We start from the raw sequence: 22,441 nt of genomic DNA on the forward strand, positions 1-22,441 counted from the left end.
CGGTTCCTTGTAGGAATTGTTATTGATAGGCTGTTAATAGAAGCGCATGCGCAGACGTTACCCACCACGCCCGTCCCGGTAAAGCGCCGTGACTGACTACACAGTCAGACTTTTCCCGCATTCCCAAGGGTAGACGGCCCGCAGCAGCGCACAGCCGCCGCGCCAGACGCCCGCAACCGATGCCCAAGAATGGCAGATTCACCGCCCCTCACCGAGCGAGTCACGGCATAACCTTCTAAGCGCATGAAAATTCTGAAAAAAACCTTTGCCATCAGAAAGGCTTTCGACTACATTAGCGCGCCTCGACAGACTGAACTGGTTTGACGAGATACGGTGAAGTGTCCGAGTGGCTTAAGGAGCACGCCTGGAAAGTGTGTATACAAGAAATTGTATCGAGAGTTCGAATCTCTCCTTCACCGCCACATTAAGTACCTAAAGGCCCCGTTTATCGGGGCCTTTTTGCATTCAGTGGTTTCTATTTCCTCACTCATTTTTTGCGTAGTTTGAGCCTGGAACCCTTAGGGCTCCAGGCTTCATCGTGCAGACTAGTTTTTACCCTGTTCTGCTTCTTCTGCATTGTTATCAAAAGATCAGTTGTCTAAGCTCGTTTCGGCTCATGCTGTTTCGCGAGTTGAGCAAGCTACAACCAGCCCTCCATTCACGTGTTACTCATCCAGCGCGAATGCGATTACGTAATCTCCCCGATCAGGCGAACCACGAGATCCACTGGCGGTTAACACTACAAATTGCTTACCTGACTTTTTGGATAAGTAAGACATTGGGGTGCTTTGACCTCCAACAGGCAGCTTTCCTTTCCAGAGCAAGCGCCCTGTATCTGTGTCGAAAGCTCTTAGGTAGTAGTCCAGCGTGCCACTGTAAAAGGTTATCCCGCTGCCGGTCGTCAAGGAGCCGCCGACTGAAGGCATTCCTGTTTCCATCGATAGGTGCGTCTTCAGTCCTAGCGGGCCGGTGTCAGCCGGCGTGCCAAGTGGAACCTGCCAAGCGATTTTGTGGGTGCTAAGGTCGACTGCGGTCAAGGTGCCCAGCAATGGCGCGTTGCAAGGCACGCCCAGCGGGGAAACGAGGTATTGGTTAATTACGCCGAAAGGCGTGCCTGTCTGCGGGGCATAGCCCGTGTGACCGTCCCCAGCATTTAGTGGCGTCTGATCCCTGGGGACCAGCTTCGATAACATGACGATACGGGTGTCGTTAAGAATCAAGTAGTGGCGCTTCTCATCTAGAGAGGCGCCGCCCCAATTCATGCCCCCTGTATTTGCCGGATATACGAGTGTGCCCTCTACGGAGGGGGGAGTGAAATCACCCTGGTATCGATATTTCTTGAATTCGATCCGGCACAATAACTGATCGAACATCGTCATTCCCCACATGTCCGCTTCCCGCAGTTTTCCTCCACGGATCTGCGGCATCGCTACGGAGTAGGGTTGCGTCGCAGAGAGGCGCTCTCCTTGCGCAGGATCGTTAGTGGGAACGGGTTTCTCTTCCACTTGCGACAACGGCACGCCTGTTCTGCGGTCCAGCATGAAGATCTCACCGCGCTTGGTGATCTGGATGAGTGCGGGAATGTCAGGAGCGCCCTGTTTACCCGGTATGTCGTACAAATTCGGATGCGCGGGCACATCGTAGTCCCACACATCGTGGTGGGTTGTTTGAAAATGCCATCTTTCTTTTCCCGTACGATAATCAACCGCGACAACAGAAGAGCTATATTCATCCGACGCCGCGGTTCTTTTTCCTCCCCAGTAATCTGGAGTCGAATTGCCCGTAGGAAGGAACACCAAGCCCAATTTTTCATCGACGGTTGGAAAAGCCCAAACGTTTGGAGTACCTCGTGTGTAGCTTTCACCTGCGGGTGGAAGTTTGTCGATGCGCGCGTTACCCAAATCCCATGCCCATAAAAGAGCACCGTCTACCGCATCGAACGCCCTGACCACTCCAGAGGGCTCGTCAACCGACATGTTGTCCCACACCCAGCCGGCGATAATTATCATGCCGTTTTCGACCAGAGTAGGCCCTGAGGTTTGCATGTAATAACCAGGTGAGACTTCTCCCATACCAGTCTTGAGGTCAACGCTTCCCTCGTTACCGAAACCGCTGCATGTAGTGCCTTTTTCAGCGTCTAACTCAATAAGGCGATTATCGTAAGTTGACAATACAATTCGGTGAACACAGTTAGCATCGGTTGGCACTGATGCAGGTGCTCGTAAAGTGTTTTTTGAAGTGTCCACGTACGCCAAGCTTCTGCACCGGTGCCAAATGGGTGATTTTGCTTCGCTCTTGAATTCCCATTTTTTTAATCCGCTGTCAGCATCCAGTGCGATAACGTTATCGTCAGGCGTGCAAACATAAACAGTGCCGTCTACTTCCAGTGGCGTATTCTGATCTTCTGCGCCATCTTTAGCGATATCTCCAGTGCGATACATCCAAGCGATCTTGAGATTTTTTACGTTCTTACGATTGATTTCGCTATAAGGGACGTGACCGTATCGCGCGTTGGAGCCTGCAAACTGTGTCCACGGTTGCCCGGCATCGCTGAGTGATTCATCGGCCACAGGGTTGGTATCTTTGGCAATTCCATGGACGATGAACAGACTGCCGAAGTTGAGGCACATAGCAACTGTCAAGACAGAGGCCAGAGCAACGTGAGTGCGCGACCTATACGCTTTAGGGCCCATGCGAGGAAGCCATAAGTGAAGCAGTACGATGGCTAGTGTGGCCGCGATGGGGGTGAATATGCGTGGGAAAAGATACCAGGCATTATTTCCTGATTCCCAGAGGGCCCATGCAACTGTCGCAACGGTACCCACCAAAGATACTTTTACAGTCATGTCAGAGCGTCGTATCAATAGCACAGCTATCGCTATCATGAATACGCCATAAAGCGCGTAATAGTAAGCACCTCCGAGATCAATGAGTTCAAGCCCGAACCAAACCAAAAAAAAGCCCATGGTCAGGAAGGTGAAGCTAACCAGCCCTGCTACGAAAGCTTGTATTCGTGTAGGACTGCTTGACAGTGCAGGCATATGGTTACCCCTAAGGTTGGACGTAAGGCGTCGGAGACCGATCGCGCCTTAGTGAACTTGCGCTTTAGTAATCGAGTGTTGTAATGCGATGAATAGGTTGAGTTTTAGTTTATTAAGCTAACGAGCGTTCAAGCCGTATCGAGTAGTGGGTGATTGCAGAAATGGCTATTTGACATTTGCATTGTTTCACGGCTGAGGATTAATTAGCGGGTTCTCGTCGTTTCAATTATGAAACTCTGCGTTTCGAATTCTTGCTGATCAAGATGTGTTTTGTCGGGTTGTGTTTGGAATATACTGCGATGGCGGAATTGCGATAGGCAGAGGTCGAGCTTGGGCCAGCGCTTCAACTATTATGGTTATTTAAATTAGGCGTTACGGTTTTGTTGTGGTTGGGCAATTTTCGATGATAGGTCTGAAAGTTCTTGTTGTTTGCTGAAGGTGAGGGCATCGACGCCGACTGTCAGGTTTTCTATTAGGTCCGACGTATATTTTAAAGAGGTTTTCAATGTGGGTTATGCTGGATTAAGGCTTTTTTCAATGTTCGCTATGTGTGTAAGCTACTGTTCGGAAGCTTATTTTTTTGTTCCTCAGGAGCATCTTGGCCGAGGTGCTGAAGATATAGGGTTTAGCGAGTTTGTTTTCGCGAAGAATGTTGAATGCAATAATTTTAAAGGTCTTGATTTTAAAAACCGAAAATATAAGGATGACGTCTATTTTTTTGACCGTGCTGGTATTGATGAGAGGCCTTTAAAAGGAGTGGGTGGGCTGTTTAAAAATCACTATCGTGAGTGTGAGACCTCGTTTTCAAATGTTACCTATTTGCGCGGATTTGATTGTAGCAACTGTAAGTTTGCTGAGTGTTTTATTAGTTGCAGTCATTATGATAAGGCCCGTTGTTATTATGAGGGTTTGGTCACGTGTCCGACTGCCCGGCCTGCCGTCTCTTATAAAATAGGCGATCAACTGATCAATGCTGAAGAAATCAAAAAGAGAAAGTGCTTTTTTGAGATTGGCCGTTTGAGCGTAATCAACGTTTTGTGTGCGGCGTGTAACCATAGCCGATCGTCATTGAACGCGTAGACCGCACCCAGCAATTGTCTTGTATGACCGTCGGCGGAACTAGCGTTCTGTACGCGAAAATCCCGATCAAAAAAATCGGCAGTAATGAGCGATGGAGCAATGAACAAAAAGAGCTGGGCAATATGCGAGCACTGCGATGCTGTCTATCCATCCATATTTCTAGAACAGGGGCAAAAAACTTACTGCTTGCGCTGCGGTTCCGTTCTTGAGGTGGCTGGGCGGTTGAACACACAACAAATGCTGGCTCTTTCCATCTGCGCTTTGATTGTCTTTTGCGTAGCTAATGCGTTTCCAGTGATGTCAATCAGCGTGCAGGGCTTAAGTAATGAAGCGACCTTGTGGCAGTCGATAAATGCCCTGGCTCAAGGCCAAATTAGTGTGATCGCTGCCGTAGCCGGCCTGACGATCATATTGGCACCCTTGCTTCAAATATTGTTGCTGTGTTGGGTGCTGAGCTTTGCCGTGGCAGGTGTTGCCGCACCTGGCTTTAGCATTTGTATGCGCGCGCTTGAATACCTTCGTCCGTGGAGCATGCTGGAAGTATGTTTGCTGGGGATTTTAGTAGCAATCATCAAACTTGGAGGGCTGCTCGATGTGCATCCTGGCCTGGGACTTTGGGCATTGACGATGCTGACGTTGTTAATCATCCCTATTTCCGGCAAGAGCATTCGCCGTCTTTGGGAAGAATTTGAAGGTGGGCCTTCGTGAGAAAGTTTAATAATGCCATCGATATGAATTTAATATTATGCCATCTCTGCGGTAATGCCTGCGGTGATGGGGTTCTTCGTTGTCCGCGCTGCCGTTCAACATTGCACCGGAGGAAACCCGACAGTCTGGCACGTACCGCCGCGTTTTTTTTCGCTGGACTGATTTTTTATATACCCGCCAATTTGCTGCCGATGATGTACACCGACATGTTCGGTAGTGGTAGCGAAAACACAATATTGAGCGGAGTGATCGAATTTTGGGAAAGCGGATCATGGGATATCGCACTGTTAATTTTCATCGCTAGCGTGCTGGTGCCGTGTCTGAAATTTCTGGTACTTGGCACGTTGCTAGTGACTTGCCGGCTGCGCAGTCGGTGGGCTATGCGGGAACGCTCAAAGCTCTACCGTCTGATTGAAGTGATCGGTTATTGGTCAATGCTCGATGTACTGGTCGTTGCGTTGGTAGCGGCCCTTGTACAGTTTCGTTCGCTCAGTAGCATCGAACCTCGTGAGGGCATTTTATTTTTTGGTTTAGTGGTGGTGCTAACCATGTTAGCAGCCATGAGTTTTGATCCCCGACTTATCTGGGATGCAGAGGTAGAACATGCCTGATCATCAACGCTCCCATTCAACGCTTTCGAGTCCAGAAGTGAATAGCCGACGCTTCAATGTTTCCATTGTCTGGCTTGTGCCTATCGTTGCTGGCTTGATCGGCTTGTCGATGGTGGTGCACAAAGCCATGTCAGCAGGGCCAAAAATTGTGGTGACTTTTCTCACCGCGGAGGGGCTAGAGGCTAATAAGACACAGGTCAAATACAAGAATGTGGTCATCGGCAAGGTGGTTTCAATTGCCCTAAGTGACGATCGGGCACACGTGGATGCGAACATTGAACTGGATCAATCGGCAGATGCGTTCAGCTCCCGTGGCACGCGCTATTGGGTGGTACGCCCGCGTATCGGTGCCAGTGGCGTGTCGGGTGTGGATACGCTGTTGTCTGGGGCTTTTATCGGCGCCGACCCTGGAGAGTCTGAGGCCCGGGATAAAACATTCATTGGCCTGGAAAATCCGCCTGCGATCATTTACGGAAAAAAAGGCAAGCGCTTCACTCTGCACTCCGCAGATCTGGGGTCGTTGGACATAGGCTCGCCCGTCTATTACCGTCATATACCGGTCGGCCAGGTAGTTTCATATAACCTTGCCGGCGAAGGAAAAGGTGTAGATATCGATATCTTCGTCAATACTCCAAATGATCAGTACGTGCGAAAAAATAGCAGGTTCTGGAACGCTAGCGGAGTGGACGTCAGCCTTGGTGCCAACGGTTTAAAGGTAAATACTCAATCGGTGGCCTCAATTTTAGCGGGCGGTATAGCGTTTATCGAGCCTAATTACAGTGAGGATAAATCTACTGCCGACGAGCGCTCCGAATTCACCTTGTTTGATGATATGGACACCGCCTTGGCCCGGCCAGATGGCCCAGGGTTTTATGTACAGATGCGTTTCGACCAGTCTTTACGTGGCCTGACGGTAAACTCGCCGGTAGAGTTTTTGGGGGTGAATGTTGGTCGCGTGGTTTCGGTGGATCTGGATTACGACGTTAAGGAGGAATCCTTTCCAACGATTATCGGTGTCGTTATATATCCTAATCGTCTAGGCAAGGCTAACGATAAGTTAGTCCAGATGAAAGGTGCAGATGATGCCAAGGGTGCTCATCTCATCTCACAGATGGTCGCGCACGGTCTTCGCGCCCAAGCTCGAAGCGCTAACCTGCTCACGGGGCAGTTGTATATATCAATGAACTTTGCATCGAACGCGAAGCCTGTAGCGTTTGATGCGTCTGCGCAACCGCTGCTTATCCCGACTATCCCCGGAAGCCTCGACAAAGCCCAAGAGCAATTACAATCCCTTCTCGACAAGCTTAGCAAGGTACCCATCGATCAGATCGCAAATAACTTTAATGGCAGCTTGGGACAGTTGAACAAAACCCTGGTTACCTTCAACGGCCAAGTGCTTCCGGAAATGCACGAAACGCTTGTGCAAACTCGAAAAACCCTGGCAACTGTAAATAATAGTTTAGACGATGATTCCCCTCAACGTCGGCAACTTGGCCAAGCGATGTATGAAGTGCAGCGTACTGCGCGTTCGATTCGCGTACTCACCGATTTCCTTGGGCGCCAGCCAGAATCTTTGATCCGAGGGCGCTTGAAAGAGGGTAAACCCGACGCCTATCAGCCAACCTCTTCAGGTTCTCATAAGTTTGATCAGGAATGACCGACATGATTCTGCGTTCTATTGCCCTGTTTTTTATACTGGCTTTATCGGCATGTGGTTCACCGCCGATACGATACTACACGCTGATGCCCACGGCGCCTGAGCAACGCCAGGTAATGAACGCACCGTCAATTCAATTTGAAATGTTGGATGTACGGGTGCCGATGCAGGTAGACCAACCGCAAATTGTGGTGCGCAAGAGCGCAGACGGATTGATGTTATTGGAAAGCGCACGCTGGAGTGCGCCTTTGGCCGATGAATTTCATGACGCAGTGGCCGGGCAACTGGAGTTGAAGTTGGGGGGGCGTAATATCACAGGCTTTACCAAAGCGACCAACACACCGCTTATTTTGGTACAACTCGATATTCGACGATTTGATTCCCTGCTGGGAAATTACGCGTTAGTTGACGCGGTCTGGGGTTTGAGTAAACACGGCGAAGGCAACAAGCTTTTCACTATTACCTGTGCGAGCGTGATAAGGGCGCCAGCAGGCTTGACATTGGACACCCTTGTATTAGCGCATCAAAAGAATATTGGCCACTTAGCCAATGATATAGCACAGTCTTCAAAAACGTGGACCTGCCCAACGTCGTAAACATTAAAAAGTCTAGTAGTAAAAAGATCGCGAATGATAGGGCAGTCAGAGGGCTGAGAGATTTACCAACAAGGAAGCAGTGGCTGGTTTTACCCTAACGCTTAGCTACAAAACTCAATAATAAGATAGCGGAGAAAAGATAATGAAAGGCTTGAGCACAGTCTCTAAAAGCGCTGCAGGACACAAAGAGGGTCCTGTTTATGCTATGGACTCGGCAGTTCTTCTCTGGTATCGTTCAGATTTACCGCGGGAGGCGGCGCGATCCTACTGGAGGGGAGGGCATGCACAAATTGTCGCTCGTAATCCTGCACTGTCAGACTATCGGCAACACCATTTTGCTTACGATTCTAATGGGCTGTGGCCAAATACGGATGCTGTCGAAACAATTATTCCACTTTTTCGAAGAGTTGACGGCATGCCGGAAGTCCGCCTTAAAGGAAGAGTTTCGTTATTTCTCAACAATCAATACAGTAAAAAGATACTGAGTGATGAGGTTAATGTATTCGCTCGTACAATTCTATATATCACATCGAATAGAGGAGGGGCATGGTACAAAAGCGGCTATGATGAACCTGTCGGTTTTCGATGTGTTGCACTCATCAAACGTAAAAAAGGTATTAGCGGTGAACAGTTTGAACGGTTTATCAGCCAGGAGCTCTGTACTGTTTTAAATCAGTCGATGGATATTTTGGAGCTGCGTAGCCAAGTATTTTTGGAATGGAACCAGCGTCAGTGGGATTCTCCCGGTGTTGCGCATGATAACGCAGAAGATGACCAATATCATGCCGCAGTGATTATAGGCGCTCGTTCCAAGGCCGACCTGTTGCACGCTCTGGACCGCGTAACAGATGGCGATTTTCCTTCCAGACAGGCTTGGTTCTGCTCTGCTATCCATGCCTATGAGGTCGAGAGCACTTATACCTATTGCCGCGAAGGCCGTCCGACCCTCCCGCAACTTGCACCAGCGCGAAAAGCCACGATTGAGCCCCTGATGCGGGCTATTACTCCGGCCACTGAGCGCGCCGCGAAATCATCATCCGAGCAGAAAATCACAAAGGCTATAAAATTACCCATATCCGGGTCTACTCCTGAGGACGTCATTGTTGATACTCAAGGTCGACTCATATGTGGAGTGTCCGACGGCCGGATACTACGAATTGACCCTGTAACGCGTTTGGAAGTAACCCTGTGCAGTACGGGAGGACGCCCACTTGGTTTAGAGCTCACTACAGATAACAGGCTGATAATATGCGATGCACACAAGGGCCTGCTTTCTTTCGATTTTCAGACGCAAGTGTTGGTGCCTTTGGTTGAGTTTGTTAATACGTTTCCCCTCAGGTTTTGTTCAAATGCAACAATAGCTAAAGATGGGACCATTTGGTTTACCGAGTCGACCTCCCGTTTTGACTTTGAACAAGCTGCTGGAGCGTTCATCGAGCACCGACCATCAGGACGCCTGCTGCGTCGTGATCCAAACGGTGAAGTTACCGTTGTTTTATCGGAGCTCTATTTTCCGAACGGGCTCAGTTTGAATGATGATGAGAGTGCGGTGCTGTTCGTTGAAACTGCCGCTTACAGGCTCAGCCGTCTTTGGGTGCGGGGCGAACGCGAGGGAGATTGTGAAGTGTTGGCAGATAATCTTCCGGGACTACCCGATAACATGTCGCGTATAAAAAACGGGCGTTTTTGGGTGGCCATGGTTAGCCCGCGTATTGCCGCGCTGGATTCATTTGCGAACGCTCCAGTGCTATTTCGTAAACTCATCTGGGCACTGCCTCAAAAAATTCAACCCAAGCCCGCGCACACAGCGTGGGTGATGTGCTTTGATCAAGAGGGACGACTACTCGAAGATTTGCAAAGTTCCGATTTGAGCTATAGCGAGGTAACGAGTGTTGCGGAGCTGAATGGGCGACTGTACCTGGGGACTGTCGCATCTAATGAAAGGTCGTTGTTGGAAATTGGGCTGGAGTCGTGTGCGTCAAATCAAATAAACAAGTAAACAGGTAAGTATAGCTCATAAGGAAATGTGTTTTTCTGAGTTAATACTGTTTTTTGTATATTTTGAAGTACGAATTCTGTTGGGCGATGCCGGAGGAATTTATAGGGTTGAGTGGATGTGCGTTGCTCATTCAATCGGCTAGACTTATCGAGAGGCAGTCTTGGTGTGACGCATTATGCGATTTTTTGCAATGAGGGTGTCGGCATGACTTCAGATAAGCAAGATGGGTTTGTCATTTTTGCAACGGTCGGTGATGTCGAGTCAATTTCAGGTGCCGCGAGGGCTTTGGGGTTGCCCAAGGCTACTGTTAGCCGCGCGGTTTCGAATTTAGAGTCGGTATTTAAAGTTAAGCTGATTGAAAGAACGGCTCGCAAAAGTCAATTAACTGAAGCGGGAAAGATAATGTATGCTCGATGCTGCAAGATACGTGAAGAGATCGCTGACGTAGGTTCTGAAATTGCCGCCTATCGCGGTGAACCCATGGGAACTCTTAGGGTTGGTTGTCCGAGTGATATTGCTCGAATCATATTGACGCCCTATCTGCATAAATTTCTGGACAGGTATCCTGATATCGATCTGCGTATAAATGTGGGCGAGCGGTTAATGCCGGAAGCGACATCCCTTGATGTTGTACTGCACTCGGGATGGTTGTCTGACTCGCGTTTAGTTGCACGAAAAATGACAGAGATACAAACTATATTGGTGGCCAGCAAGCAATACGTTTCGAACAAGGGCGTGCCACGTTCACCAGAAGAGTTGTCCGAGCACGCGCTAATAGGTAATTATTATCTAGACAGTGATTCAACCAATCCTGGGCGGTTACCCGCCTATGTGCCTAAGCTTGAGCTCATTCAGGGTGATAAGAAGTATGTTTTACCAACATGGAAGCGGTTCGCTTCAACAGACCATCATCAGATTTTGGAGTTGGTAAAAAACGGACAAGTTATTGCACCATTGCCAATAGCGTCAATGATAGAGGGCATTCTTAGTGGTGATTTTGTCCATATTTTGCCTGAATACAAGATCTCAAGCTGCCCAGCGCTCTATGCGCTATACACTGATCGTGTTTCAATGGTGCCGAAATTGCAAGTGTTTCTAGGGTTTGTTGAAGATGTAATCGCCGACCAAAAAGAACGCGCTGGTCGAGTAGTCGACAATTATCTAAAGCAGCAAACTTGATGGTTTAAAGTGCTCTATCGTTTCATTTTTGAAACGCTTCGTTTCTATAGGGCGTCTTTTCCTGCGAGGTCTTAAAGGTGATAGTAGGTCCTGCATAAAAAGGATAATCACTATGACCACTCTGAATATTTCCTCTCGCGCGTTTGTTCGGTTGTCCGAATTGATTGAATTGCACGCAAGTGAATTTCCGTCCAAAAAAGCAATCATTTTGGGCCAGGAAGAAATTGACTATGGGCAATTACATGACAGCGTACTGAAAATCGCATCCGCTCTTGAGCAGGCTAAAATAGCCCGCGGAAGCGTCATTGCAGTAGTCTCAAATACAAATGTTTCGTCGCTATTGGTTTTTTTGGGCGTCGTGACCGCGGGTTGTGTTGTAGCTCCGATTGCGCCGTCAGGCAGCGTTGAGCAGATCGAAGCAATGATTGAAGATTGTGCTGCACCTATCGTGTTTATCGATTCATTTGCGAAAGATAGACTTTCCATAAAAGGTGTGCAAGTCGTTGAGTTGGAATTGCTGGAAGATTGGATTAATACCTGGCCCGAGAATCGGGATTATGTAGCGCCAAGCGTTAAATCCGGTGAGGCTTTCAATATAATTTATTCGTCGGGTACCACGGGTGTTCCCAAAGGGATCGTTCAAACCCACGGTATGCGCTGGCGCCAAATTGCAGGTTACGCCATTGCGGAGTTTTGCGACGCGGTGACGTTGGTCGCTACACCTTTGTATTCAAATACGACCCTGGTTAGCTTGCTACCGACCCTCGCATATGGCGGTACGGTAGTGCTCATGGAAAAGTTTGACGCAAAGACGTTTCTAATAGAGGCCGAGCGAACGTCTGCAACCCATACGATGCTAGTGCCCATCCAATACCAAAGAATCATGAACTTAACTGACTTTGATAACTTCAATCTCGACAGTTTTCGTTTCAAGTCCTGCACGAGCGCGCCCTTTTCGGCTGAGCTGAAAAGAGATGTTGTCAATCGCTGGCCTGGCGTTTTGGTGGAAGTTTATGGCATGACCGAGGGCGGCGGTGCCTGTCTTCTATTTGCTAACGAGTTTCCGGAGAAACTTCATACGGTCGGACGGCCAGCACCTGGACACGATATTCGTGTTATCGATGAGAACGGAAAAGAGTGTGCGAAGGGAGTGGTTGGAGAGGTCGTTGGTCGATCTAATATTATGATGCAAGGTTATCACGGTCGCGCGGACACTACTGAAGCTGCTTTATGGACCGATTCTCACGGGGATATATTTATTCGTCATGGAGACTTGGGTCGATTTGACGAAGACGGGTTTTTAACGCTCCATGGGCGCTCCAAGGACATGATAATAAGTGGTGGGTTTAATATTTACCCGCCTGATATCGAATCAATAATTCGGCAACATCCAGCTGTCGAGGATTGCGCTGTCATTGGTGTGCCTAGTGATGTTTGGGGAGAAACGCCATTTGCTTTTTTTGTTCTAAAAAGCAGAGTGATTGATTCGTTGAGTCTTATTGAGTGGGTTAACTCGAGAGTAGGTAAAACACAGCGTCTGTCTGGAGGCGAGGTCATCGATGAACTGCCGATCAGTCCGATAGGTAAGGTACTCAAACGGGCGTTGCGCGAGCGATATACAACGCGTGTGATTTCAAGCAAAGGGGTTTGATTTTAATGAGTGCAGAGTTGAAAGGTCGCGTTGCTATCGTCACGGGTGCTGGCGCAGGTTTGGGCCGAGCTCATGCCCATTTCCTAGCTCATCGGGGCGCTCGGGTTGTTGTAAATGATGTGGGCGCTGCGGCGCAAAAAGTTGCCGATGAAATTAACGCGCAGGGTGGCGAGGCTATCGCTTTTTTAGGCTCGGTCACTGATGAAGCAAAGATTGCTGAAATGGTTTCACTTACGGTGGAACGATGGGGCAGCATTGATATTTTAATTTGCAATGCGGGCATTTTGCGTGATCGTTCGTTTGCAAAAATGACGCTGGACGACTTCAAAACTGTGCTTGAAGTTCATTTAATGGGAAGTGTTGTTTGTACAAAAGCAGTGTGGGATGTGATGCGTAAGCAGAACTATGGACGCATCGTATTTACAACGTCGTCCTCCGGCCTGTACGGGAACTTTGGTCAAGCTAATTATGGTGCTGCGAAAATGGCGCTGGTGGGGCTGATGCAAACTCTGGCCCTGGAGGGTGTAAAAAACAATATTCTGGTGAACTGTCTCGCTCCTACCGCTTTGACATCAATGACTGATGGACTTCTAGGTCCGCAGGCAAAGCGCGTGCTCAAACCGGAGGCTGTTAGCGCCGTTCTTCTCTCTCTCGTACGCAATGATGCGCCTACTAAAACAATCGTATGTGCGGGTGGAGGCAATGTCGCCCGCGCTTACATAACACTGACACCGGGTGTTTACGTAGGTCACTCCGAAGACGCAGCTGATCGGGTAATCGCCAATTGGGCCGAGATCGGTGATCGCGAAAACCAGTTCGTCCCGGAGTCAGGTTTAGAGCAGTCGCAGCAAGAGCTGATTGCGGCATTCCGCCCAAGAATTGTGTGAAGAAAAAAGGATAATTTTTATGCGCGAAGCCGTCATTGTGTCGACTGCTCGAACTCCAATGTATCCGCTCCACGAACCCCACATTCCAAACGAATAGCTGACAGCTGATGCTGTGCTCCCGATTTCCCTCAGGAGCCCGCAACCATGATGCGTCCCGACGCCAAGGTCGAAAAAGTCTATCTCTACCCCAAACCTGTCGACTTCCGAAAATCCATCGACGGCCTCGCCGCCTTGGTCGAATTGGATATCAAAGTGGCGGTGTTCGACCCCGTGCTTTTTGTTTTTCTGAATCGCCCCCGTAATCGGGTGAAAATACTTTATTGGGAGCGCAACGGCTTCTGCCTTTGGCTCAAGCGCCTCGAATCCGAACGATTCAAAACGTCCCCTGACGATACGGATGAAGCCATTGTCCTGACGGTTCAGGAACTGAACTGGCTGCTCGACGGTTTTGATCTCTGGCGCAACCGTCCGCATCAGGTTTTGACGCCGCGATTCGTCGCTTGATTGGGTATAATCCGGGCCATGATTTCCATGCCCGACGACCTCCCCGATGATCCGGTTCTGCTCAAGCAAATGCTTGTGCAGATGCTCAGTGAGCGTCAGGTGGACAAAGACCAGATTGTTGATCTGAAAGAACAGATCCGGCTATGGCGTGAACGTTTTTTCGGGCGTAAATCAGAACAAACCGTCGATCCGCAGACGCCACAGCTCGCGCTCTTTAATGAACCTGAAAGTCTCGCTGTTCCGGTCTGCGACGAGTCTGACGAAGAAGCCGTTGCGCCTACCAAGCGCCGTGGCAAGCGCAAGCCGTTGTCGACTGACTTGCCGCGCATCGAAGTTATCCACGAACTTCCAGAGCACGAACTGACCTGCGCCTGCGGCTGTCGCAAACACGTCATTGGCGAAGAAACCAGCGAACAGCTGGAGATCGTGCCGATGCAGATCCGCGTACTCAAACACATCCGCAAAGTGTACGGTTGCCGCAGTTGTGAAACCGCGCCGGTCACCGCTGACAAACCCGCTCAGATAATCGAAAAGAGCATGGCCAGCCCCAGTGTGCTGGCGATGTTGTTGACCACCAAGTATGTCGATGGTCTGCCGCTGCATCGTTTTGAAAGTGTACTGAGTCGACACGGCGTCGATATTCCACGGCAAACCCTGGCGCGTTGGGTGATCCAGTGCAGTGAACACTTTCAGCCACTGCTGAACCTGATGCGTGATCGATTACTGGAAAGTCCGGTGATCCACTGCGACGAAACCCGCGTCCAGGTACTCAAGGAACCGGATCGAGACCCGACCAGCCAATCCTGGATGTGGGTGCAAGCCAGCGGCCCGCCAGAGCGGCCAGTGATCCTTTTTGACTACACCACCAGCCGAGCGCAGGAGGTGCCGTTGCGCCTGCTCGGCGACTATCGCGGCTACGTGATGACCGATGATTATGCGGGTTACAACGCATTGGCGTTGCAACCCGGAGTTGAGCGTTTGGCGTGTATGGTCCATGCGCGACGCAAGTTCGTCGAAGCGCAGAAGGTACAGCCCAAGGGCAAGACCGGTCGCGCCGATATCGTGCTGGCGATGATGAGCAAGTTGTATGGCATCGAACGCGAGCTCAAGGATGCTTGCGATGAACAGCGGTTTATCGGTCGGCAGGAGAGAAGCTTGCCGGTACTCGCCGAGTTGAAAAGTTGGCTGGAGAAAACACAGTCCCAAGTCACGCCGCAAAGTGTGCTGGGCAAGGCGGTGAATTACCTGGCGAACAACTGGAGCCGGTTGGAGCGCTATGTGGAGGCCGGCCATTTGCCGATCGATAACAACTTGGCGGAGCGTGCGATAAAGCCGTTTGTTATTGGGCGCAAGGCGTGGCTGTTCAGTGACACGCCTAAAGGCGCCACGGCCAGTGCGCAGATCTACAGTTTGGTCGAGACAGCCAAGGTCAACGGCCAAGAGCCCTATACGTGGCTGCGCCACGTACTGGAGCGATTGCCGCACGCCTCGTCAGTAGAAGATTACGAAGCGCTGCTGCCGTGGAACTGCTCGCCACAGATGCCACGGTAAACCGAGGTTACATCTTGTGGTAGGTGGGGTTTGTGGATCGCACTCACTCCAATCGGTAAGGCCTATCGGGGCGCTTTCAACGCAACACCCTCTGCGACCCTGGCAGGGCATGCGATCAAGCACGCTGTATTAAGAGCCGGTATTGAGGGCGGGGAAGTAGAAGACGTCATTATGGGATGTTCATTGCAACAGGGCGTTTCAGGCTTGAATATTGGTCGTCTTGCTTCCCTCAGGGCAGGTTTGCCGGTTCAAGTTTCCGGAATGTCTATTGATCGTCAGTGTGGTTCTGGCCTTATGGCGATCGCGACTGCTGCAAAACAGATTATTGTTGACGGAGTTACGATAGCAGTTGCCGGCGGTGTCGAATCCATCTCCATGGTACAAAATGAACACCTGCGAATAGAACCGGATATGGAGCTGTTTGCGTTAAAGAAGACCGCGTACATGCAGATGGTCGAGACTGCGGATATCGTTGCCAGGCGGTATGGTATTAGCAGAGATGAATGCGATGAATACGCTCTTCTATCGCAGATGCGGACTTCGGCAGCTCAGAAAAGTAATTTATTTGACGACGAGATTGTGCCCTTCACTTCCATGATGGCGTACCGAGACATTGAAACGGGCGACGTGTCCTACAAGGAAGTCTTTCTTCAGAGAGACGAAGGCAATCGACCCAACACGACGTTGGAAAGTCTCCAGGGGCTCTACCCTGTCAGCGGACCTGGGAAGAACGTTACTGCCGGAAATGCAAGCCAGCTCTCGGACGGTGCTAGCGCACTTGTACTGATGGAGAGACTTGAGGCTGAGCGCAGAGGCCTACAGCCGTTGGGGCGTTATGTGGGAATGGCAGTCTCTGGGTTGGAACCCGATGAGATGGGAATAGGGCCTGTTTTGGCCATACCAAAGCTATTGAGTCTCAACGGCTTGAAGATGGATGACATCGGCTTGTGGGAGCTTAATGAAGCATTCGCAGTACAAGTGTTGTATTGCCGCGAAAGGCTAAGTATCCCGGGAGATAAACTTAATGTGAATGGAGGCGCTATTTCAATTGGCCATCCGTACGGAATGTCGGGTGCAAGAATGACCGGTCATGCACTGATCGAAGGGCGTCGGCGTGGAGTTAAATACGCGGTAGTTACAATGTGTATTGGCGGTGGCATGGGGGCGGCCGGTTTGTTCGAGGTTTTTTAATTGGGTGAATGTCGCGTGTATATAGGGTGCTACTGCCGGTTGTCTTGTGTGGGGTTTATATGCTGAAGCGGAAAACTAAGAGTAAACGAGTAAGTCTTTTACTTTACCTCGCGCGCATTGTTTTTGGTTGGAAAACAAAAGTCATTTGCGACGCCGTAACGGTGTCCAGGCTTGTTGCGAACCGACAGTATCCGAGTGCCGCGCAAATGCCCTCGCAGTTACGTTCAGCGTGCATAGTGGACGAGTGGGAATTTGATGGGCAAAAAGTGCTTACACTCACGCCCAAGTACGGACATTTCAGGGGCGGGCGTATTATCTACTTGCACGGTGGTGCTTATATAAATCCTTTGATGAAGGCGCATTGGGATATTATAGCGGCGCTTATTGATGTTACTGGATTTAGCGTAACCGTACCATTTTACGCCCTTGCACCCGAAAATGACGCGCGTAGGGGAATGTTACTAGTTGATGCTGTTTATGAGAGGGTGTTAGCGAAGTGGCCCGGCGAGCGTATTATTGTTGCGGGTGATAGTGCGGGAGGTAATTTTGCATTAACGCTTGCCATAAGGCGGCGTGATGCCGGGCTTGTGTTGCCTGACAGACTTGTTCTATTTTCGCCGTGGCTGGATCTTGGACTAAGCGACAGCCGTGCTTATGCGTTAGAGGAAAAGGACATTATGTTGAGGGTCGATGCATTACGAGAATGCGGGAAGTGGTGGGCAGGGTTGGAAGATCCATCTTCTGCGCATATGAGCCCTTTATATGCGAATCTTTCAGGGCTGCCGCCCATTAGCCTGTTTCAGGGGGATTACGATATATTTGTGATTGATGCACGGACGTTTTCTGCAAAAGCGACGTTTGCCGGCGTGGAGTTAGTGTATGAAGAGTATCCCGGGGCTTTTCATGTTTTCGTGGCTGCCACCTTCACACGAGAAGCAAAGCACGCGTTTCAGAGTATCGCAGCATCTGTTAAAACAATGCGTCGCGTTAAGTTATAAACAAACGTAACTCCATCTAAAGTACTGATGGAATCGAAATGGTTTAATCTTCGAAGATGATGGCACTGTCGCGCACTGTGTTTACTTGGCATGGGCTACTGTGCCTTCACTGCGGAGGAGGCGATTTGATTCGACTAATCCTTAAAAAAATGCTCTGTCATGCGTTATTGATTATCGCCATGGTAGTTAACGTATCAGCCTGGGCGGGTGAGGTCGATACTGTAAGGCCTGTTATGGGTTTGACGGGGCCGTCTTCCCTGCCAGAAGACGCTGACTTGACGGAGCTTGGACAACAGCTTGACCTCATCCGTCAGAGCGTGCCCCTAAGTACCAGCGACGAAACCCTTGCGGAGTTTCGACGAGGCGCTATACAGGTGCAGGAAAAGGCCGAAACGCTGTTTAAGGTACTTTCTGTCGAGATCGAACGGCTTGATGATCAACTGAAAGTGCTGGGCGAAGCGCAGCCTGAGGAAGCACCTAGTATTAAGGTCCAGCGTGATGCCTTAGCCCAACGAAAGAATAGTTTGCTAGGCAATGGGCGCGAGGCCAAACAACTGGGTCAGATGAGCAGGGAACTCGCTGAACAGATCGTCAAATTGCGACGCAATCTATTCAACTCCCAGGTCACCTCGCGTGCAAATTCGCCTCTTACCCCTTCGTTTTGGTCAATTTTGATTCGTCCCACGGATGAAGATCTCAAGCGACTCGATAGTTTGAAGGATGAGGCCCTTATAGCCCTGCAGAGTGCCGTTATTGCTGAGCGCCGCTGGGCCTTGTTCGGCGTTCTACTAGCGGCTGTAGTCATCTGGAGTGTAGGCAGACGTTTGCTTGAACATGTGCTTACCTGGGCGATGATCAGGTGGCTGCCCGAGGGACGACTGCGGCGCAGTACACTCGCGTTGGCTATTGGTTTGTCGTCCATCCTGACGGTAATGGGGGCCGTCTCACTGGTGCATTGGGGAGTGGAAGGCAATGTCGTTTTAGGCGACACGTTAGCCCGTTTGTTGGACAGCCTCGTTACGGTGGCAACTTTCTGTGCGTTTATTTCGGGCTTGGGGCGCGCCTTGCTGATGTTGCCGCGACCTTCTTGGCGACTGGCGGCCATTCCGGATGAGATAGCCTCCGCTCTAGGGCCGTTTCCAGCGATTCTCGCGGCGGCGCTTATGGTTATGGCCACCGAAGAACGAATAAACACTGTCACCGGCACCAGTTTGGCATTGACTGTAGCGCTCAATGGCTTGACGGCGCTCAGCACGGCGTTGATCTTCGCAGCTGCGCTCTTGCGTTTACGTTATGTACGCAAAACGCACAAGTTGAAACCCCATAGCGGGCTGGCCAGTATTTTGCCTTTTGTTACTTGCGTTTGGATCGTCGCTATTGTCCTGACGCTACTGACAGGGTACCTATCCCTGGCGTACTTCCTTACCCTCAAACTGCTGTGGATCAGTGTTGTGGCGGGCACTGCTTTTATACTCATGGCCTTTTTTGGCGACATTTGCGAAATTCTTCTCTCACCTAAGCAGCCTAGTGGACTGGCGCTAGCCAACGCGCTCGGATTATCGCCGCGGCATCAAGCCCAAGCTAGCACTGTGCTTGCTGGTGTCGGCCGTACCGTGTTGCTGCTCACTGCCATCATGGCTGCACTGCTACCCGCTGGAGCCAGCCCAAGTGACATGCTCCAGAGCGTCGGCCAATTGGGGGAGACGAGTAAAGCGCTGGGTAATTTGCACATTATCCCGCGAGATATCCTCATTGCGCTGGTGACCATCGTTGCTGGTTTATTTGCTGTGCAGACGTTGAAACGCTGGCTGAGTGAGAGGTTACTGCCGGAGACCAACATGGACGCTGGCATGCGTTCATCGCTGGTGACACTGGTGGGGTACATCGGCTTTGTCTTGTTGTCGCTATTGGTGATGTCCACCCTCCAAATCAATCTAACAAGCCTGACCTGGGTGGTCAGTGCGTTATCGGTGGGCATTGGCTTTGGCTTGCAGGCGATTGTGCAAAACTTCATTTCTGGGTTGATTCTGTTAACCGAGCGACCCGTTAAGGTCGGCGATTGGGTCAGTCTGGCGGGGGTTGAAGGGGACATTCGCCGAATCAATGTACGCGCTACTGAGATCCAGATGTCCGATCGCTCAACTGTGATCGTGCCTAACTCACAGTTCATCTCTCAAAACGTGCGTAACGTGACAATGGGGAATGCTCTCGGTGTGGTTGGCATCACTATCACGGTGCCGCTCGATACCGATGTGATAAAAGTTCGCGAATTGTTTATGCAATCGTTTACAGCACACGAGTCAATTCTTGATACCCCCGCACCTTCAGTAACATTCAAGGATTTAGCCAGAGAAGGGCTGATTATCGGTGTCAGCGGTTATGTGAATAGCCCACGTTCGGTGTCTGCTATTCGTAGCGACTTGTTATTTATCCTGCTGGCTCGCCTTCAAGAAATGGGTATTGGATTGTCATCGCCCCAAAGTGTGATGTTGGTCCAGGCGGAAAATAGCCTATCGAGCCCAACTATGCCGTAACGTCCTGCGTGAATAATTGTTCGGTCCAATTATTGGCCGAGTTTGCAAATTTTCAAGGGCTGGTGTCCGCGTATTGTCAAGCTTACGCGATCAGCCTGGTACACGTGTCGTTCACCTCAAGTAAATCAGAGGCAAGGCAATTATCGCCGCGGCTGAACGATGCCGTTTCGAAGTGAAATCACCCTAAATAAAAACAAAAGCAAGGTGTAAGTGTATGGAAAAAGAATCCCTGTGGCATTGCAGTAGGACTAAAAGTGCGCGCTTCTTAACCGGCGCCGCCGCTACTCTTGTTTTGACGGGAGGGCAGGCGGCAGAATTCAAATTAATGGAAAATGAGATTTCTGGCACCCTCATCACGACCGTTTCCTACGGTGAACTTTGGCGCGTACAAGGTCGCGATAAAAATAACAGAGATTTAAATGCGGATGATGGAAGCCGCAACTTTAATACAGGGTTGGTTTCCGAGGTCTATAAAATCACGTCTGACTTGGATGTCGCCTACAAAAACTATGGTGTGTTTGTGCGTGGCTCTGCCTTCTACGACACCCAAATAATGAGTGGTCATAACGATTATTATGACAACAATACCCCAGCCGAGCGCAGCCAACGTTATCCGAATGACAACACGTTTGGCAACGCGGTCAGGAACAAGGCAGGGCGCGATGTCGAACTCTTGGATGCTTACGTGTATGGTAAGTGGGATGTAGAGGGAGTGCCTGTCACCGCGCGCTTTGGTCGCCAGGTTATTGCCTGGGGCACGAGCATGTTTTATGCCGGTGGGGTAAACATTGCTAATCCCTTTGATGTCATTCGTTATAGGCTCCCGGGATCGCTGAATAAGGAAAATTGGACGCCGGTAAATGCGTTGAAGTTCGGGGTGGGGTTGTCTGAGCACTTATCGATGGAGGCTTTTTATCAAATCGATTGGGCAAAAACCCAGTTCAGCCCGGTAGGCACCTACTACTCCGAAACGGATTTGTTTTCGGATGGTGGCAAGGTCGCCTATAGCTCCAACGCAGCTCTTGCACCTGTGCTCGGTGCCTACTCTGCACTCGGCTCAGGGACCGTAGGGAATACCAGCCAGTTGAACGCCGTCAAGGCATCTGGGCTTTACCAGGGGGCTGGAGGACAGAACTATGCCTCCGGGAATGATTTTCGAGTAGCGAGCATAGCGGGTGATCGTAACGCTAAAGACAATGGTCAGTGGGGGGTGTCATTTAAATACATAGCTCAACATCTGCATTCGACAGAATTTGGCGCTTACTTCGTCAACTACCATGCCAAACTCCCTACCGTACGAGGCGAGTTTCCGGGCTACCAAGGTGTTGATATTCAGCAACTGGCCAAGTCACTAGGCGGAGCATCAGGAGGCACACCACTCTGTGCTGGAACAGCGTGCGGCGCCTTGGCGGGTGGAATGGCAACTGTGGATGTTTTGGGCAATCTTGTTGCAAGCCGTGCGTATGCTGAGAACATCCAGATGTATGGCTTCAGCTTCAAAACCAAACTTGCAAGCTCACTATTGTTCGGTGAAATAGCCTATCGTCCCAATAATGTAATCGGCGTGGCCGCGACCGATGATGCTATAAGCGATATAGCCGCGCAAGGGGCTCAGTTTGCTGACAACTCGGGGGCCTTTGGTGCAAAAAGCGGGACGGCACTGGTCGCAGGCCGTTCGCTCACTCGAGACGGTGTGATCGACAACTCTACTCGTGTTCAGACATATAATACTTCATTGGGGGCGATGCAGTTCTTTGGGCCAGTGTTCGGTTTCGATTCGAGCTATGCGGTATTTGAACTGGCCTCGGAGCACTATCGTGGAAGTGACCTGACCTATACAGCGTACGATGGATCTACCCGCCATTATTCCGGACGCCAGAATGTAGGGTATCCTGTTGGCGGTCGGAAAGCACAAATCTACCGAGATGCGTACGGGTATACATTGATGTTAAGTGGTACATGGGATGAGGTTTTTGCCAAATTCAGCCTATCCCCTTTTATAGTTTACAAAAATGATTTCAAGGGTAACTCTAGTCAGGCTGGTAACTTTATTGAAGGTCGTCAAGTCTACACGGCCGGTCTCAAAGGTAAGTATTACAACAGTGTAGAAGGTGAGCTGGCCTACAACAAATTTTGGGGGGCTGGGCAACAAAACGCGTTGCGGGATAGGGATAACGTTGTGATGAGTGTGAGTTACACATTCTAATACGAGTTTGATAGATGGCTCGCACGCTCGATAGGTGCGGCGGTATGA

16 protein-coding genes and 1 tRNA gene are annotated in these 22,441 nt (G+C 50.3%); 16 read left to right on the forward strand and 1 reads right to left on the reverse strand.

Annotated features, from left to right (window positions below; genetic code table 11):
* The first annotated feature begins 332 nt into the window (after positions 1 to 332).
* Positions 333 to 422 (forward strand) — tRNA-Ser (locus tag P5706_RS07905).
* A 243-nt stretch (positions 423 to 665) separates the two neighbouring features.
* Here the strand turns inward: P5706_RS07905 and P5706_RS07910 are convergent.
* A complete protein-coding gene (locus P5706_RS07910; RefSeq protein ID WP_285678914.1) occupies positions 666 to 3,041 on the reverse strand; it encodes a membrane-bound PQQ-dependent dehydrogenase, glucose/quinate/shikimate family in 2,376 nt (791 codons plus the stop codon).
* Positions 3,042 to 3,548: 507 nt separating this feature from the next.
* On the opposite strand from P5706_RS07910, the gene P5706_RS07915 reads away from it, so the two are divergent.
* The 15 genes from P5706_RS07915 (at position 3,549) to P5706_RS07985 (ending at position 22,393) form a co-directional block, all read left to right on the forward strand.
* Positions 3,549 to 4,121 (forward strand): hypothetical protein, encoded by a 573-nt coding sequence (locus P5706_RS07915; protein ID WP_285678915.1) that lies wholly within the window; start codon positions 3,549 to 3,551, stop codon positions 4,119 to 4,121.
* Positions 4,122 to 4,220: 99 nt separating this feature from the next.
* A complete protein-coding gene (locus tag P5706_RS07920; RefSeq protein WP_138450551.1) occupies positions 4,221 to 4,829 on the forward strand; it encodes a paraquat-inducible protein A in 609 nt (202 codons plus the stop codon).
* Positions 4,830 to 4,852: 23 nt separating this feature from the next.
* Entirely contained in the window at positions 4,853 to 5,440 is a 588-nt protein-coding gene (locus P5706_RS07925; protein WP_138450561.1) for a paraquat-inducible protein A, read from the forward strand.
* Positions 5,433 to 7,097, forward strand: coding sequence for a PqiB family protein (locus tag P5706_RS07930; protein ID WP_138450553.1), 1,665 nt, complete (start codon positions 5,433 to 5,435; stop codon positions 7,095 to 7,097). Before P5706_RS07925 ends, P5706_RS07930 begins: the two co-directional genes overlap by 8 nt.
* A gap of 5 nt (positions 7,098 to 7,102) precedes the next feature.
* Complete coding sequence (locus P5706_RS07935; RefSeq protein ID WP_285678916.1) at positions 7,103 to 7,693, forward strand: PqiC family protein; 591 nt, start codon at positions 7,103 to 7,105, stop codon at positions 7,691 to 7,693.
* A gap of 142 nt (positions 7,694 to 7,835) precedes the next feature.
* Complete coding sequence (locus P5706_RS07940) at positions 7,836 to 9,692, forward strand: SMP-30/gluconolactonase/LRE family protein (protein WP_285678917.1); 1,857 nt, start codon at positions 7,836 to 7,838, stop codon at positions 9,690 to 9,692.
* Positions 9,693 to 9,896: 204 nt separating this feature from the next.
* Positions 9,897 to 10,871, forward strand: a complete 975-nt coding sequence (locus P5706_RS07945; RefSeq protein ID WP_285678918.1) for a LysR family transcriptional regulator — start codon at positions 9,897 to 9,899, stop codon at positions 10,869 to 10,871.
* 112 nt (positions 10,872 to 10,983) lie between these two features.
* Complete coding sequence (locus tag P5706_RS07950) at positions 10,984 to 12,522, forward strand: class I adenylate-forming enzyme family protein (RefSeq protein ID WP_138453536.1); 1,539 nt, start codon at positions 10,984 to 10,986, stop codon at positions 12,520 to 12,522.
* A gap of 5 nt (positions 12,523 to 12,527) precedes the next feature.
* Positions 12,528 to 13,409, forward strand: coding sequence for an SDR family NAD(P)-dependent oxidoreductase (locus P5706_RS07955; RefSeq protein ID WP_285678920.1), 882 nt, complete (start codon positions 12,528 to 12,530; stop codon positions 13,407 to 13,409).
* Between the two features lie 144 nt (positions 13,410 to 13,553).
* A complete protein-coding gene (tnpB, locus tag P5706_RS07960) occupies positions 13,554 to 13,913 on the forward strand; it encodes an IS66 family insertion sequence element accessory protein TnpB (RefSeq protein ID WP_060766773.1) in 360 nt (119 codons plus the stop codon).
* 18 nt (positions 13,914 to 13,931) lie between these two features.
* Positions 13,932 to 15,464 carry an IS66 family transposase gene (gene tnpC, locus P5706_RS07965; protein WP_060766772.1) on the forward strand — a complete coding sequence of 511 codons (1,533 nt, stop codon included), beginning with the start codon at positions 13,932 to 13,934 and terminating at the stop codon, positions 15,462 to 15,464.
* A gap of 30 nt (positions 15,465 to 15,494) precedes the next feature.
* Complete coding sequence (locus P5706_RS07970) at positions 15,495 to 16,655, forward strand: acetyl-CoA C-acyltransferase (RefSeq protein WP_285678921.1); 1,161 nt, start codon at positions 15,495 to 15,497, stop codon at positions 16,653 to 16,655.
* A 59-nt stretch (positions 16,656 to 16,714) separates the two neighbouring features.
* Positions 16,715 to 17,653: an alpha/beta hydrolase gene (locus tag P5706_RS07975; protein WP_200432281.1), complete on the forward strand. Its 939-nt coding sequence runs from the start codon at positions 16,715 to 16,717 to the stop codon at positions 17,651 to 17,653.
* Between the two features lie 125 nt (positions 17,654 to 17,778).
* Complete coding sequence (locus tag P5706_RS07980; protein ID WP_285678922.1) at positions 17,779 to 20,187, forward strand: DUF3772 domain-containing protein; 2,409 nt, start codon at positions 17,779 to 17,781, stop codon at positions 20,185 to 20,187.
* Positions 20,188 to 20,401: 214 nt separating this feature from the next.
* Positions 20,402 to 22,393, forward strand: a complete 1,992-nt coding sequence (locus tag P5706_RS07985) for a DUF1302 domain-containing protein (RefSeq protein ID WP_285678923.1) — start codon at positions 20,402 to 20,404, stop codon at positions 22,391 to 22,393.
* The last annotated feature ends 48 nt before the right edge of the window (positions 22,394 to 22,441 follow it).

The organism is Pseudomonas sp. ChxA (assembly GCF_030263855.1).
Taxonomy (GTDB): domain Bacteria; phylum Pseudomonadota; class Gammaproteobacteria; order Pseudomonadales; family Pseudomonadaceae; genus Aquipseudomonas; species Aquipseudomonas fluorescens_CB.

Excerpts from the sequence above, each read along its gene's own strand:
- P5706_RS07940 (WP_285678917.1), top strand. The coding sequence starts at position 7,836 with ATGAAAGGCTTGAGCACAGTCTCTAAAAGCGCTGCAGGACACAAAGAG.
- P5706_RS07945 (WP_285678918.1), top strand. The coding sequence starts at position 9,897 with ATGACTTCAGATAAGCAAGATGGGTTTGTCATTTTTGCAACGGTCGGT.
- P5706_RS07920 (WP_138450551.1), top strand. The coding sequence starts at position 4,221 with ATGAACAAAAAGAGCTGGGCAATATGCGAGCACTGCGATGCTGTCTAT.
- P5706_RS07950 (WP_138453536.1), top strand. The coding sequence starts at position 10,984 with ATGACCACTCTGAATATTTCCTCTCGCGCGTTTGTTCGGTTGTCCGAA.
- P5706_RS07930 (WP_138450553.1), top strand. The coding sequence starts at position 5,433 with ATGCCTGATCATCAACGCTCCCATTCAACGCTTTCGAGTCCAGAAGTG.
- P5706_RS07985 (WP_285678923.1), top strand. The coding sequence starts at position 20,402 with ATGGAAAAAGAATCCCTGTGGCATTGCAGTAGGACTAAAAGTGCGCGC.
- P5706_RS07975 (WP_200432281.1), top strand. The coding sequence starts at position 16,715 with ATGCTGAAGCGGAAAACTAAGAGTAAACGAGTAAGTCTTTTACTTTAC.
- tnpB (WP_060766773.1), top strand. The coding sequence starts at position 13,554 with ATGATGCGTCCCGACGCCAAGGTCGAAAAAGTCTATCTCTACCCCAAA.
- tnpC (WP_060766772.1), top strand. The coding sequence starts at position 13,932 with ATGATTTCCATGCCCGACGACCTCCCCGATGATCCGGTTCTGCTCAAG.
- P5706_RS07925 (WP_138450561.1), top strand. The coding sequence starts at position 4,853 with ATGAATTTAATATTATGCCATCTCTGCGGTAATGCCTGCGGTGATGGG.
- P5706_RS07910 (WP_285678914.1), bottom strand. The coding sequence starts at position 3,041 with ATGCCTGCACTGTCAAGCAGTCCTACACGAATACAAGCTTTCGTAGCA.
- P5706_RS07955 (WP_285678920.1), top strand. The coding sequence starts at position 12,528 with ATGAGTGCAGAGTTGAAAGGTCGCGTTGCTATCGTCACGGGTGCTGGC.
- P5706_RS07935 (WP_285678916.1), top strand. The coding sequence starts at position 7,103 with ATGATTCTGCGTTCTATTGCCCTGTTTTTTATACTGGCTTTATCGGCA.